Here is a 14,411-nt window from a genome sequence, read left to right on the forward strand (position 1 = left end):
GCTATCCCAGCCTCAGCGCCAGCTCACCGAGCAGCGCACCTATATCCCGCAGTGGCATGCAGTAGCGTGGGTGATCGGTGCGCAGGGTCGTCAGCGGCATGCTCGGGTCGACTGAATCGCTGGGCTCCTGCACGACGCCAATGCCGCCTGCGGCATGAATGGCGCGCATGCCGGCGGCGCCGTCACCGTCCCCGCCGGTCAGGATGACGCCAATGGTGCGCTTACCGAACTCCTTCACCGCGGTTTCGAACAGCCGGTCGGCGCTGGGACGCGAATGCAGTACCCGCAGACCGTCGTCCAGATGCAGTCGGCCGCCGTCGATGACCTCCAGATGCTGATCGGGCGGGGCGATGTACACCCGTCCCGCTTGCAGTACCTCGCCACCGCTGGCATAGCTGACCGGTAAACTACTGTGCTGATTCCAGATGTCTGCCAGCAGGCGCGGGCTGTTGGGGCCGCTGTGCAGGACGATGGCGACTGCCGCCGGGAGATCGGCCGGCAGCTTGGACAGCACTTGCTTGAGTGCGTCGATACCGCCGGCCGAGGCACCGATAACGATGAGCGTCTCGGCGACGTTGCCGTTGATCTTGCTGGCGTCCATGAGCGATGAGTCCTTTTTGCGGGCATGCAGCGAGCGGCTGGCTGTACTCAGTGACCTGAGGCGGGATGCTTGGCCAGCCAGGCCTTCATTTCGACGATTTCTGCTTCCTGGGTCTTGATCACGTTTTCTGCCAGTTTGCGCATCTGCGCGTCCTTGCCGTATTTGAGCTGGACCTTGGCCATGGCGACGGCGCCTTCGTGGTGAGCAAGCATCCCAGAGGCGAAGGCGACGTCGGGGTCGTCGGCCATCACCCCTTTGTGCATCGATTCGCTCATCTGGCTCATCGGCGCCATGTAGTCCTTGTGCATCTGCTCGATGTTGGGATTGGCGTCGGGATCTGCGGCCCAAAGGTAGGTCGACAGGGCGGCAGCGACAAGAAACAGCAGCGGCGTGGATTTCATGGGGCGACTCTCGGCGTCGTGGCGGTATAAGGCACAGACGGCGCAGACGCCCGGACGTTCCCTTTTTCAGCCGCCAGTCATGTTCATGAAGCGTACGACCTGCACTTCATCGTCGAGTCGGAACTCGTGTTTCCACGGTTTGATGGCCATGGCCGCGAGGATGGCCTTCTCGAGTTTGTGCGGTTGGCCGGGGTGACCGCGCAACACGGCTTTGAGATCGGCGGAGTGCTCGTTGCCCAGGCACAGCAGCAGGCGGCCCTCGGCGGTCAGGCGCACGCGGTTGCAGGTGGCGCAGAAATTGTGGCTGTGGGGCGAGATGAAACCGATGCGGCTGTGCGGCGCCTCGGCCACACGCCAGTAGCGCGAGGGCCCGGAGGTGCTCTCGGCGGAGCTGATCAGGGTGTAGCGCTCGCTGATTCGCTCGCGTACCTGCTCGCTGGAAAAGAACGCTTCGGCGCGGCTGTGCTCGCTGATGGTGCCCAGGGGCATCTCTTCGATGAAGGTCAGATCCAGCTCGCGATCGAGGGCGAACTGCAGCAGGTCGTTGATCTCGTGGTCGTTGCGCCCCTTGAGCACCACGCAGTTGAGCTTGGTGTGGCGAAAGCCGGCGGCGCGGGCGGCATCGATGCCGGCGATCACCTGATGCAGGTCGCCAGTACGGGTCAATTCCCGGAAAAGCGCAGGGTCGAGGCTGTCGAGGCTGATGTTGAGACGGTCCAGGCCGGCATCGAACAACGGCTGCGCCAGTTTGCCCAACTGCGAGCCATTGCTGGTCATGCACAGTTCCTGCAGCCCGGGCAGGGCCTTGAGACGCTCGCACAAACCGACGATGCCGGCACGCACCAGCGGCTCACCGCCGGTCAGACGAATCTTGCGAGTGCCCAGAGCGACGAACTGCGCGGCCAGTGCTTCGATTTCCTCAAGGGTGAGAATGCGCGCGCGGGGCAGGAATTGCATGTCTTCGGCCATGCAATAGACGCAACGAAAATCGCAACGGTCGGTGACCGAAATGCGCAGATAATCGATTTTGCGTGAATAACTGTCCTGCACCTTGACTCCAGATGTGAGGCTTCGCGGGGAAGCGAGGCGGGGCTGCCATGGTGGCATACCGTGCCGCGAAGCTGAGGGGTTACGGATGGCTCTAGATTACGCCTGTGGCGCCGCCAGTGCCACGGGCCTGCTGCAGACTCTGTATCGGCTATGCCAGCTAAAGCTTCACGGCCTGTGCCTTGTACGGTACTGCCCGGCACCGGTGGCGTCTAATCGTCTGTGCCGATTGTCCCATTGATGCGCTCTATCGCCGCAGTGTGGGTCATATTGAATGGACCGGCGGCCCTGCGGGTCGTTCCATGGAGTGCGCCATGGCTGTCACAGCGCTCATCGCTGCTATATGATTGGGTTCTTTCCCGCTGACAGATTGATTCCCTTGGCGTTTGAACCCCTCGATCCAAAGAGCCCGCGGCGCAAGTCGCGAAACCTGGCCCAGACCCTGGTCGATGACTACTCGAAGCAGATCGTCGATGGCCTGATCAAGCCCGGCGACAAGCTGCCCAGCGAAGTCGAACTCATGGATGCGGGCGGCGTCAGTCGCTCGGTCGTGCGTGACGCGCTGTCACGCCTGGCGGTGGCCGGGCTGGTGGAAACCCGCCGAGGCATTGGTACTTTCGTCCTCAATACGCCAGGTTCGGCGGTATCGCGCCTCGACCCGACCACTATCGTCACTCTGCAAGACGTGCTGGCGATCATCGATGTACGCATGAGCTTCGAGGTCGAAGGCGCTGGGATGGCCGCGCTGCGGCGCACCGACGAGCAGCTTGGCGCCATCGGCGAGTCGCTGGCGCGGTTCGAGTTGGCCAGTGATACCGGTGGCTCGATCATCTCCGACTTTCAATTCCACCTGCAGATCGCCCACGCCACCAACAACCGCTATTTCATCGAAATCATTACCCATTTCGGCACCAGCATGTTCCCCCGGGCACGCCTGAGCACCGCATCCATCGCGCGCCTCGACCGCCAGCTGGCGCACAGCCGCCTGGTGCGTGAGCACGAACACATCTACAACGCCATTGCCCGCCAGGACTTCGACGCGTCGCGAGCGGCCATGCGTGTGCACCTGGCCAATAGCCGAGCGCGGGTACTCAAGTCTCACCAGGACCAGCGCGACGGCTGAGCGGTTGAGCGCTAAGCGACGCCGTTTTTGGGCAAGGTTGTTGAAAACCCAGGATTTATGTAAATAAGTTTCACAGTATTTCATGTAAAGCCTGAGCGGCTATTGCCATCAGCGGTGATAGCACATGATGATGGGCAGCGAGTGTGTTACGCCATGGAGTGCTCATGATTTCGCCGCGACAGCCATTCGAGTCCCGTTCCCTGTCATCAGGGACCATCGATACCTTTGATGATCAGTTCGCTGCCGACGAGCTGTGCGTCTTGCTGCGCGCCGCGCGCCGGAGTGCGCACACCCAGGCCTGGGTGATCTATCGGGCGGGGGAACAGCTGCACCGGGTAGGTGAGGGCGACGCACGGCTGGATTGGCCGGCCAGTATCGACAACGACCAGTTCGACAGTTTTTGCGCCTCGCGCCGCTTGCATCGCTGGCCGGCGGGCCGCGGCGAGTTCGTGCTCGGCTGGCTGCTGGCGCCGATCAGTGAAACCCATGACCCGGCCTTGGCCGAACTGGCCTACCGCCTGGGGCAGCGCCTGCAGACCGACGCCCTGGCGCGTGCGCAGATCACCCAGCGAGTGCTCTACGACATCATCTATCTGGCCAGCACTACCCGTGAGCGCTCTGAGTTCCTGGTGGCGGTGCACCAGCAGTTGGCGCAGTTGATCGACGCCGAGAACTTCTACCTCGCCTTGTACGATTCGGCCACCGGCAAGATCAGCTATCCCTATTACGTCGACAAGATCGATGTCGATGCGTTGGAGGCCGAAACTTACGAGTACCTGGACCGCGATCACCTGTCTTTGACTGCCCAGGTGCTGACCAGCGGCACCCCGCTGCTGATCGATGCTGCCGGTATCGCTGCGGCCCAGGCGCAACAACGGTTCTTCTGCGTGGGCGACCGGCCGGAGTTCTGGATGGGCGCGCCACTGAAGAATGCCTCTGACGAGGTGTTCGGCATGATCGCCATGCAGGTCTACGATGTGCCGCGCATCTACAGTGCCGAAGACCGCGCGCTGTTTCTCGTGGTCGCCCGCCACGTGGCCATGGCGCTGGACCGCATTCTGCACCGCGCCGATCTTGAAGAGACCGTCTCCCAGCGCACCCGCGAGCTGTCTCAGCTCAACACCGCATTGCGCCAGGAAGTGGCCGAGCGCGAGCGTGCCGAGCACCTGCACAGCGCGCTGTTCCAGATCGCCGAGCTGTCCAGCCAGAGCGGCGACATGGAGCAGCTGTTTCGGCGCCTGCACGGCATCGTCGGCGAGCTGCTGGTAGCGCGTAACTTCTATATCGCGCTGTACGACGTCACCACCCAGGAAGTGACGTTCCCGTATTACGTCGATGAACACCAAAGCGCCGCGCCGGCTCCGCGTCGCAGCAATCGCGGCTTGACCGAGTACGTGATCCGCCAGCGCCGCGCCTGTCTGATCGATTTCAACGACGCCAGCCTGTTGATGGCCTCAGGCGAGATCCAGCGCACCAGCGACCCGATCCGGTCGCAGTCGTGGTTGGGCATTCCGCTGTTCGATGACGATGTGGTGCGCGGCGTGTTGGTGGTGCAGAGCTACTCGCGCCTGGTCAGCTATAGCACCCGCGATCAGGAACTGCTGACGTTCGTTTCCCGCCATATCGATACGGCCTTGTCCCGCCGCAGCGCCGCAGAGGCAGTGCTGGCTGCCAATCTCAAGCTCGAAGCGCGGGTGCAGAGCCGCACCCGCGAACTCGATCAGCTCAACGCCCGCCTGCAATACGAAAACGCTCACGATGCCCTCACCGCGCTGCCCAATCGCAGCCATTTGCAGCAGCGCCTGCAATCGGCCTGGGAGGCGTTTCGCAGCGACGGCAACGACCTGGTGGTGATGTTCCTCGACCTCGATCGCTTCAAGCTGATCAACGACAGCCGCGGCCACCACTTCGGCGATCAGCTGCTGATGCAGGCGGCCGCGCGCCTGCGCAGTTGCCTGCGCGACGAAGACCTGCTGGCGCGTCTGGGCGGTGATGAATTCGCCGTGCTGGCGCCCCACGCGCCGCTGGAAGTGGCGGTGAGTATCGCCGAGCGGATCCTGGAGGCATTCGACCTGCCGTTCCATATCGACGGTCATGTGGTGTTTTCGTCCTGCAGCATCGGTATCGTCGGTGCCGATGCCGAGTTCCATCACGAGCCTGCCGACCTGCTGCGCGACGCCGATACCGCCATGTATCGGGTCAAGAATGCCGGGCGCGACAGCTTTGCGGTGTTCAATCAGGAGCTGCGCCGCGAGTTCTCCGATCAGGTCGAGCGCGAAGGTGCGCTGCGCAATGCGCTGAAGCGCCAGGATGAGCTGCTGCCGTATTTCCAGCCCATCGTCGATGTCGAAAGCGGCCAGTTGGTCGCCCTCGAAGCCTTGATTCGCTGGCGTCTGCCTAACGGCCAGATTCTCGCGCCGGTGCACTTTCTACCGGCGCTGGAGGGCTTGCGCCTGATCGGGCGCCTGGACCTGTACATGCTGGCGGCGGTGGCGATGATCCTCGCGGACCCGGAGCATGCGCACTGGCCAATCGTGCACGTCAACTGTTCGAGTTACAGCATCACCCGCCCGGAGTTTGCCGATGAGGCCCTGGCGGTGCTGGCCAGCCATGGCGTAGCGCCGTCGCGCATCTGCCTGGAGCTGACCGAAGGCGCCCTGGTGGCCGAGCCGGATCAGGCCCGCCGGGCAATGCAGCAGTTGGCGGAGCAGGGCATGTCGGTGGTACTGGACGACTTCGGTGCGGGCTTCTCGTCCTTGAGCTATGTGCATCAGTTTCAGTTCAGCGGCTTGAAGATCGACAAGTCGTTCATTCTTGAACTGACCGCCAGCGACCGTAGCCGGGCAATCGTGCGCGCTATCGTGCGCATGGCCGAATCGCTGGGTCTGCCGGTGGTGGCCGAGGGCGTCGAAGATGCCGAGTCGCTGCGGCTGCTGCAGGAGATGGGCGCCGGGCACGCGCAGGGCTACTACTTCGCGCGGCCGCTGGCGCTGGACGATCTCAAGCGTCATCCACTGCTGGCGCCCTAGACGCCATTCAGACAGGCCTGATGGAACACCCCTGGCCAACGCCCCAAATTGCTTGCAGCTTGCCCCTAGGCCCCAGCCTGCTCCGCGACCGGGGCGCTTTTCGGCAGCACTGCTTCGTTGTTCTGCACCAACCACAGCGGGCGGAACAACCGGGTCCAGGCGGTGACGATGACCAGCGTGCTCACCGCGCCGAATATCGCTGCCGGCACAGTGCCCAACGCGGTGGCGCTGACCCCGGCGCGGAATTCGCCCAGCTCGTTGGACGAGCCGATGAACAGCATATTGACCGCGCTCACCCGACCGCGCATGGCATCCGGAGTGGCGAACTGGATCAGCGACGAACGGATGTACACGCTGATCATGTCCGCAGCCCCGGCCACCATCAATGCCGCGAACGACAGCCAGAACCAGCTCGACAAGGCGAACACCATGTTGGCCAGGCCGAATACCGCGACGGCGGCGAACATGCGCAGGCCCATGTGCGCGTTGACCGGGCGGATGCTCAGGTACAGGCCCATGCACAGTTCGCCCACGGCAATGCCGCTGCGCAGCAGGCCCAGGCCTTCAGGCCCGACGTGCAGGATCTCCTGGGCGTAGATCGGCAGCAGGGCAACCACGCCGCCGAGCAATACCGCGAACAGGTCCAGCGAGATCGCCCCGAGGATGATCGGCTGCGAGGTAATGAAGCGGATCCCGGCGGTAAAGCGCGTAACCGCAGTGGTGCCGTCGTCCGGCTTGGGCGGTGGCGTGTGGGTGGTGGGCACCCATTGCAGCAGGATCACACCGGTGGCGAAGCCCAGCAGGCAGACGCCGTAGGTCCAGCCGCCGATGCCGGCGTACAGCAAGCCCCCCAGCAGCGGGCCGGCGATGGTGGCGATCTTCATGATCATGCTGTTGGTGGCAATCGCCTGGGCCAGGTATGCGCGGGCGACGATCTGCGGCAGCAGACTTTGCAGCGCCGGGCCGGTGAAGGCGCGGGTGCACCCGAACACCAGCATGGCCAGGTAGTAGGGCAAGGTTTCCTGGGTGCCACTGAGCGTCAGCCACAACAGAGCACCACTGGAGAACGTGGCCACGGTCCAGCTGATCTGCAGGATGCGGCGGCGGTTGTAGCGATCCAGCAAGTCGCCCGCCGGCAACAGCAGGATGACCATCGGAATGAACTGCGCCATGCCCACATAGGCCAATGACAGCGGCTCGCGAGTCAGGTCGTACATATGCCAGGCGATGACGATCGCTTGAATCTGCTGAGCAAATACGGCGGCCAGGCGCACACACAAAAACGCGCTGAAACCGGGTTGGGCGAAGATCGATGTGGGGGAGCGAGACAAGTTCAAGGGGCAATGTCTTGTTGTGGGTACGTCGGGGCGACGATGTTAACAAAAATGCAATGAGCGCAGGGGTGCCCTTGGTCATAACATTTATCAGAGGCCTTATAACCATTCCGGCCAGGATCATCTCGGCAGATTATTAAGCTCGCAATATTCCTCCCAGCCCATATGCGCCATCTGCGCGACTTCGCGGTGAACTTCGCGGCGCTGTTCTTCGAAGGCCTGCGGGGTCGGGCTGGTGAATTGCAAGGTCAGTTCCCAGGCGAACAGGCCCAGGCGTTCGGCTTCTTGCTCGAAGGCCTCGTGCAGACGTTCCTCGCGATATTGCTGAAGGGTGAGGCCGGCGACCTGGGCCAGCAACGGATTGAGACGATCAAGATCGTGGGCCACTTCCGGGTGTTGGCCCAGAAACAGTTGCAGGGCGAGTTGGTGCGGAGTTTCGACCTGGGGCATGGCGATTACCGATGGCGGGTGATGCCTTGACTATAGCGCACTGAAGCGCACAGGGCGTTCTGGAACGTTATGCCTTTGATACAGATGAAAAGTAATATTAACAAAAGTTTATTTAAGGGCGTGTCAAGTTAAACCGTCTGAGTCAGGTGGGCGGCTGAATCGGTTTACTCGACAGGGCCAGTGGCATTATCGGCAATGTGCACACATTAAACTGTGGATGAACCCTGATATAGGCCTTGGTCAAAGGGGTGAAACTAACTTTAGGGGAGCAATGACAAGGGTTGGCAGGCGTCATACTGATAACCGCAGCCCTGATGCACCGTGCTTTTACAGTGCCAGGCAACGGCTTCAACCTCGGATATCTTACGGAGATAAACCATGAACCTGTCATTCAAGACACTTGCCCTCGGCCTTGCGCTGGTAGCCTCTTCTTCGGTGTTCGCCGCCACTGCCGCGCAGACCAAACCGGTGATGGACAAGGACGCGGCATTCGTCCATCTCGATGTGGCCCGGGTGATCAGCGACAACACCACCGGCAGCCCTTGCGGCATCGACAAGGCCAAGATGCTCTATCTCAACCATGAGGGCGTCGAGCACGAATTGGACTACCGCGTACAAGGTGAATGCCCGCAGCAGAACTGAGCATGACCCCCGCCCTGTAGCGAGGGCGCTCGCTGCCGATGGCAGCGCGTCACGTCCCATTGCGTCAGCTTGCAAAACGCTGTTGCCGGCAAACCTCCTCGCTACAGATTGTCCAGCGGGATCTTCAGATACCGCACGCCGTTGGCTTCGGCAGGAGGCAACTCTCCCGCCCGGATATTGACCTGCACCGCGGGCATCATCAGCACTGGCATCGGCAAGCCCCGGTCACGGGTTTCGCGCATTTGCACGAACGCTTCCTCACTGATGCCGTCACGTACGTGGATGTTGTGCGCGCGCTGTTCGCCAACACTGCTGCGGCAGCGCTCGCTACGCCCGGCGGGCGGGTAGTCGTGGCACAGGTACAACGCGGTGGCCGGCGGATAGGCCAGCAGGCGAGTGATGGAGCGGTACAGCTGATGGGCATTGCCGCCCGGAAAGTCGCAGCGCGCAGTGCCGACGTCGGGCATGAACAGCGTATCGCCGACGAATAACGTGTCGCCGTCGATCATGAATGCCATGTCGGCAGGCGTATGCCCCGGCACATGCAGGGCCTGGGCTTTGAGCTCACCGATCTGAAAGCATTCATCGGCGCTGAACAAGTGATCGAACTGAGAGCCGTCAAGGTGGAATTCGGGTTCGAGATTGAACACCGTCTTGAACACCTTCTGCACCTGACAGATGTGCTCGCCGATAGCGATGCGCCCACCCAGTTGCGCGCGCAGATAGGGTGCGGCAGACAGATGGTCGGCATGCGCGTGGGTTTCCAGCAGCCATTGCACCTGCAACTGGTGCGTACGCACGAAGGCAGCGATCTCGTCGGCGCGGACCTTGCTGGTGCGCCCCGAACGTGGATCGTAGGAGAGCACCGGGTCGATGATGGCGCAGGCGCTGTGGGGGCCGGCGTGGACTACGTAACTGAAGGTCGAAGAGTCGGCGTCGAAGAATGACTCTATTTGCGCTGACATGTTCAGCTCCTGGTGATCATTCAAGGCAAACACAATATATTGTTTTATATAGTGTGTTCAAAGATAATCCGCCGATGCCCGCCAACAAGAGCATCCCCATGGACTTTTCCCTGACTGCCGAAGACGTCAGCCGCCTGCGCGAGTCGGCCTCCAAGGCCTGTGCGCTGCTCAAGGCGCTGGCCAACGAGGACCGTTTGCTGATCCTGTGCCAATTGACCCAGGGGGAGCGCAATGTCGGCGAACTCGAAGCCATGACCGGCGTGCGCCAACCGACCTTGTCCCAGCAATTGGGGGTACTGCGCGATGAAGGCCTGGTGGCGACCCGCCGTGAAGGCAAGTACATTTTTTACGGCCTGGCCAGTCACGAGGTGATCCAGGTGATGAAAACTCTCTCCGGGCTTTATTGCGGGCGGGTGCTCGGGCTGGGTCACGCGGGATGATCGAGGCGCTGGTATTTGGGGTCCTGATCGGCATGTTGCTCGGCCTGACCGGGGCCGGCGGTGGCGTGCTGGCGGTACCGGCATTGGTGCTTGGCCTGGGCTGGCCTATCACTCAGGCGGGGCCGGTGGCATTGATGGCGGTGGGTGGCGCGGCGGCATTGGGCGCCATCGATGGCTTGCGCAAGGGCCTGGTGCGCTACCGCGCGGCGCTGTTGATGGCGGCGCTGGGCGCGCTGATGGCGCCATGGGGGCTCTATGTCGCCCATCGTCTGTCCAGCGCCAGCCTGGCGACCTTGTTCAGCGTGGTGCTGGTGGTCGTCGCGGTGCGGATGATCAAGGCAAATCGCAGCACCGACGAGTCCGGTGGCTGGCAACAGAAGAACTGCATGCTCGATCCTGCCACCGGGCGCCTGCACTGGACGCGCAAATGCGCGGCCACCTTGGCGATACTGGGCGCCTGTTGCGGCTTCTTGAGTGGCTTGCTGGGCGTAGGCGGGGGTTTTTTGCTGGTGCCGGCCTTTCGGCAACTGACCGACATCCGTGTGCATGGGGTCGTCGCCACATCGTTGATGGTGGTGGCGCTGGTGTCGACAGTTGCGATTGTGGGTGCCTTGCGCACCGGGGTGAGCATCCCGGCGGCTGGCGGCGGGTTTATCGCCGCCTGCCTGGTCGGCATGCTCTGCGGCAGGCTGCTGGCGCCCTGGGTGCCTGCCCAGGCGTTGCAGCGTCTGTTCGCTGGCGTGTGTCTGATGGTGGCCACCTACCTGTTGGTGCACACCTGGGGCTGAGGCTCCCGCATGGGGCGTGATCTTGCGGCTAGCGGCGGCGCGAATTGACCAGCAGGCAGGCCAGCGCGATCAGCGGCAAGGCGCTGCCGCAGATCACGATCGCGCCCCAACCGCCGCGTTCGTAAAGACTGCTGGCCAGCGACGAGCCCACCGCGCCGCCGATAAAGATGCTGGTCATGTACAGCGCGTTGAGGCGTCCGCGGCTATTGGCGTCGAGCGCATAGATGGCGCGCTGGCCCAGCACCATGTTCATCTGTACGGCGAAATCCAGCAACACGCCGGTGATCGCCAGGCCCACCACGCTGTAGGCGGGATGCACCAGTGCTAACCAGAACGCCAGCGGTGCCAGCACCATGGCCAGCAGTGATGCTCGGGCGGTATGGCCCGCGTCGGCCAAGCGCCCGGCCAGCGGTGCGGCCACTGCGCCGATAGCGCCGACCAGAGCGAAAATGGCGATCTGGCTCTGGCTCAGACCATGCTGGCGGGACAGCTCCAGTGGCACCGCCGTCCAGAACAGGCTGAACGCGCCGAACATCAGGCCCTGATACAAGGAGCGCTGGCGCAGCAGGGCGTGTCGGGTCATCAAGTGGTACAGCGACAGCAACAATTCGCCGTAGCTGGCGTGATGGTCCGGTCGGCGCTGTGGCATGGTTCGCGCCATCACTGCGATGATCACCAGCATCACCACGGCGGCCGTCATGAACACCGCACGCCAGCCGAAATGGTCGGCGATCAGGCTGGACAGCGGCCGGGCCAGCAGGATGCCCAGCAGCAGGCCGCCCATGATGCTGCCGACCACGCGCCCGCGAGTCTGTTCGGGTGCCAGGTGGGCGGCCAGCGGGATGAGCATCTGCACCGACACCGAACTGAACCCCACCAGCAACGACATCGCCAGCAGCGCCGGTGCCGACGTGGTGAAGCTGATCGCCACCAGGCTAAGCGTCGACAGCCCCAAGGTGGCGAGCATCAAGCGGCGGTTTTCCAGGAGATCGGCCAGCGGCACAAGGAACAACAAGCCCAGGGCATAGCCGATCTGGGTCAGTGACACGATCAAGCTGGCGCCGTGGGCCGACAGGCCAACCTCTGGGGCGATCAGGTCGATGATCGGTTGCGCATAATAGATGTTGGCGACGATGGCCCCGCAGCAAAAGGCGAACAGGGTGATCAGGCCCTGCGTCATTTGCGGCGCAGCGCTGGGTGCCACGGCGGGCGAAGAAGACATGAAACGGGCTCCGGAAAGGCCTGAAAAGGGCGCGAAGGCGAAAAGTCTACCGTGTCGCCGGGCGCTCTGGGTGAAAGTTGCTATCAATGGGCAAACATAGCGACACAATCGCTGAACGCTTGCGAGCCGTAAGGGTCGTACCTTTGCGGCCACGTCGAGCCGACGGTTGGCCACCGCTAATCCATGTAAGGCGAAAGCGTGACTACCGCGATATTGATGAACGATGCGCTTGATCCCTCCAACCCGGCGCAGCATGAAAGCTCCAGCGCACAGACCGCCGCGTTGCAGGCGAGCGTGCTGGAGCTGCGTGAAGCCCTGGAGGCCGGCGACGTCGGCCATTGGAGCCTCGACCTGGCGTCTGAGATCCTGACGACCTCGGCGACCTGTCGGGAGCACTATGGCCGTGGCCCTGACGAAGCTTTCAGCTACGCGCAACTGGTTGCAGCCGTTCATGTCGACGATCGTGAGCGCCGGCAGGCGGCGCTGCAAGCGAGTGTCGTCGGTGGCAGCGATTACAGGATCGACTACCGGCTGTTCACCCCGGCGGGCGAGCTGCGCTGGATCAACGTGCGCGGCCGTACCCTGCGTGATGCACAGGGCCAGGCGCTGCGCATCACCGGTATTTCTCAGGACATCACCGAGCGCATGGCCGAAGAGGGCCGGCGCCAGGCGTTGGCGCAGCTCAGCGATCGTATCCGCGACCTGGCCGATCCGGCAGAGCTGGCGTATGCCGCCGCCGAGATCCTCGGCCGCCACCTCGAAGTCAGTCGGGCTGGCTATGGCCTGGTCGATACCTTCAACGAAACCATCACCATCGAACGCGACTGGAATGCCCCGGGTATCAAGACGCTGGCCGGGGTTTTGCACTTTCGCGACTACGGCTCTTACATCGAACCACTCAAGCGTGGCGAGACCATCGTGATAGCCGATGCCGAGAAAGACCCAATGACGGCCGCCACCGCGGCCGCACTCAAGGCCATCAGCGCCCAGGCTTTCGTCAACATGCCGGTCAATGAAGAGGGCGGCATGGTGGCGCTGCTTTACCTCAACCATGCCGAACAACGGGTCTGGCACCCGGCGGATCTCGCGCTGGTGCGCGAAGTGGCTCACCGAACCCGCATGGCGGTCGAGCGGCGCCGCGCCGAACATCGCCTGCGGGCCCTGACGGCCTCCCTGGAACAGCAGGTCGAGAGCCGCACTCGCGCCTTGCTCGATACTGAAGAAGCGCTGCGCCAGGCGCAGAAAATGGAAGCCGTGGGGCAGCTGACCGGTGGTGTGGCCCACGATTTCAATAATCTGCTGACCGTGATTCGCTCCTCCACCGATCTGCTCGGGCGGCCTAATCTGGCGCCCGAGCGGCGCCAGCGTTACGTTGAGGCGATCTCCGAGACGGTCAACCGCGCCACGCGTCTCACTGGCCAGTTGCTTGCCTTTGCGCGACGCCAGACCCTCAAGCCAGAAGCCTTTGATGTCGGCGCCAGCGTCAGTGCCGTCATCGGCATGCTCAATACCCTGGTCGGCTCGCGAGTGAACATCGACCTGCAGTTGCCGGACGAGGGGTGCTTCATCCATGCCGACCCGAGCCAGTTCGATACCGCACTGATCAATATGGCGGTCAATGCCCGTGACGCCATGGCCGGGCAGGGCAGGGTGACGATCACGGTCGCCAAAGTCGATGCGATCCCCGGGCAGCATGCGGCCAAGGGTCAATTCGTCGCGGTGGCGATCAGCGATACGGGGGCGGGTATCGATCCTGCAGATCTGGCGCGGATCTTCGAGCCTTTCTTTACCACCAAGGCTTTTGGCGACGGCACCGGGTTGGGGTTGTCTCAAGTGTTCGGCTTCGCCCGGCAGTCGGGCGGCGACGTGCAAGTGCACAGCGCCCCAGGCCAGGGCGCGACTTTCACCTTGTACTTGCCCAGCGTGCAGGCCCGCACGGCCACCGAGGCTGTGATCGGCGAGCTGGCGCAGGTGAGTGGCGGGGGCGTTTGCGTGCTGGTGGTCGAGGACAACGAAGAGGTCGGCGCCTTTGCCGCCGAGTCGCTGCTGGAGCTGGGGTATGCGCCGGTGTGGGTGAAGTCCGCCGAGCGCGCCTTGGTCGAGCTGACATCGGTGCCGGGGCGTTTTGACGTCGTGTTTTCCGATGTGGTCATGCCGGGCATCAACGGTATCGAGCTGGCGACGCGTATCGGTGAGCTGTTTCCGCAACTACCGGTGATCCTCACCAGTGGCTACAGTCATGTCCTTGAGGAAAGCGGCCTGGCGGGGTTCGAGCTGTTGCACAAGCCTTACTCGGTGGATCAGCTTTCTCGCGTGCTGGGGCAGGCTACCAAGGGGCAGCGTCACTCATCGCTCCTCTAAAAGCGGCG

13 protein-coding genes are annotated in these 14,411 nt (G+C 63.1%); 6 read left to right on the forward strand and 7 right to left on the reverse strand.

Going from position 1 to position 14,411, the window contains the following annotated elements; translation table 11 throughout:
* Position 1: 1 nt before the first annotated feature.
* From REH34_RS27800 to moaA, 3 genes are all read right to left on the reverse strand, one after another.
* Positions 2 to 601, reverse strand: coding sequence for a chemotaxis protein CheB (locus REH34_RS27800; RefSeq protein WP_311969972.1), 600 nt, complete (start codon positions 599 to 601; stop codon positions 2 to 4).
* Between the two features lie 47 nt (positions 602 to 648).
* Positions 649 to 1,002 (reverse strand): DUF305 domain-containing protein, encoded by a 354-nt coding sequence (locus REH34_RS27805; protein WP_311969973.1) that lies wholly within the window; start codon positions 1,000 to 1,002, stop codon positions 649 to 651.
* A 66-nt stretch (positions 1,003 to 1,068) separates the two neighbouring features.
* A complete protein-coding gene (gene moaA / locus REH34_RS27810) occupies positions 1,069 to 2,109 on the reverse strand; it encodes a GTP 3',8-cyclase MoaA (RefSeq protein ID WP_311969974.1) in 1,041 nt (346 codons plus the stop codon).
* Positions 2,110 to 2,428: 319 nt separating this feature from the next.
* Between moaA and REH34_RS27815 the strand changes: the two genes are divergently transcribed.
* Together REH34_RS27815 and REH34_RS27820 are read left to right on the forward strand one after the other, a co-directional pair.
* The gene (locus tag REH34_RS27815) at positions 2,429 to 3,172 is read left to right on the forward strand and encodes a FadR/GntR family transcriptional regulator (RefSeq protein WP_311969975.1); all 744 of its coding nucleotides are present in this window, start codon (positions 2,429 to 2,431) and stop codon (positions 3,170 to 3,172) included.
* Between the two features lie 164 nt (positions 3,173 to 3,336).
* Positions 3,337 to 6,201 (forward strand): EAL domain-containing protein, encoded by a 2,865-nt coding sequence (locus REH34_RS27820; RefSeq protein WP_311969976.1) that lies wholly within the window; start codon positions 3,337 to 3,339, stop codon positions 6,199 to 6,201.
* Between the two features lie 65 nt (positions 6,202 to 6,266).
* Here the strand turns inward: REH34_RS27820 and REH34_RS27825 are convergent, their stop codons facing one another.
* Complete coding sequence (locus REH34_RS27825) at positions 6,267 to 7,532, reverse strand: MFS transporter (protein WP_226502827.1); 1,266 nt, start codon at positions 7,530 to 7,532, stop codon at positions 6,267 to 6,269.
* A gap of 123 nt (positions 7,533 to 7,655) precedes the next feature.
* Positions 7,656 to 7,985, reverse strand: coding sequence for a DUF6388 family protein (locus REH34_RS27830; RefSeq protein ID WP_311969977.1), 330 nt, complete (start codon positions 7,983 to 7,985; stop codon positions 7,656 to 7,658).
* Between the two features lie 378 nt (positions 7,986 to 8,363).
* Here REH34_RS27830 and REH34_RS27835 point away from each other — a divergent pair, with 378 nt between their 5' ends.
* Positions 8,364 to 8,627 (forward strand): DUF2790 domain-containing protein, encoded by a 264-nt coding sequence (locus tag REH34_RS27835; protein WP_226502304.1) that lies wholly within the window; start codon positions 8,364 to 8,366, stop codon positions 8,625 to 8,627.
* Positions 8,628 to 8,728: 101 nt separating this feature from the next.
* Here the strand turns inward: REH34_RS27835 and REH34_RS27840 are convergent, their stop codons facing one another.
* Entirely contained in the window at positions 8,729 to 9,592 is an 864-nt protein-coding gene (locus REH34_RS27840; RefSeq protein WP_311969978.1) for an MBL fold metallo-hydrolase, read from the reverse strand.
* A gap of 98 nt (positions 9,593 to 9,690) precedes the next feature.
* On the opposite strand from REH34_RS27840, the gene REH34_RS27845 reads away from it, so the two are divergent.
* Entirely contained in the window at positions 9,691 to 10,032 is a 342-nt protein-coding gene (locus tag REH34_RS27845; protein WP_226502306.1) for a helix-turn-helix transcriptional regulator, read from the forward strand.
* Positions 10,029 to 10,820 (forward strand): sulfite exporter TauE/SafE family protein, encoded by a 792-nt coding sequence (locus REH34_RS27850; RefSeq protein WP_311969979.1) that lies wholly within the window; start codon positions 10,029 to 10,031, stop codon positions 10,818 to 10,820. Before REH34_RS27845 ends, REH34_RS27850 begins: the two co-directional genes overlap by 4 nt.
* A 28-nt stretch (positions 10,821 to 10,848) precedes the next feature.
* On the opposite strand, the gene REH34_RS27855 is transcribed toward REH34_RS27850, so the two are convergent.
* Positions 10,849 to 12,042, reverse strand: a complete 1,194-nt coding sequence (locus tag REH34_RS27855; protein ID WP_311969980.1) for an MFS transporter — start codon at positions 12,040 to 12,042, stop codon at positions 10,849 to 10,851.
* A gap of 198 nt (positions 12,043 to 12,240) precedes the next feature.
* Here REH34_RS27855 and REH34_RS27860 point away from each other — a divergent pair, with 198 nt between their 5' ends.
* Positions 12,241 to 14,403 carry an ATP-binding protein gene (locus tag REH34_RS27860; protein ID WP_311969981.1) on the forward strand — a complete coding sequence of 721 codons (2,163 nt, stop codon included), beginning with the start codon at positions 12,241 to 12,243 and terminating at the stop codon, positions 14,401 to 14,403.
* Positions 14,404 to 14,411 lie beyond the last annotated feature (8 nt).

Origin of the sequence: Pseudomonas baltica, from assembly GCF_031880315.1 — a bacterium.
Classification (GTDB): Bacteria; Pseudomonadota; Gammaproteobacteria; order Pseudomonadales; family Pseudomonadaceae; genus Aquipseudomonas.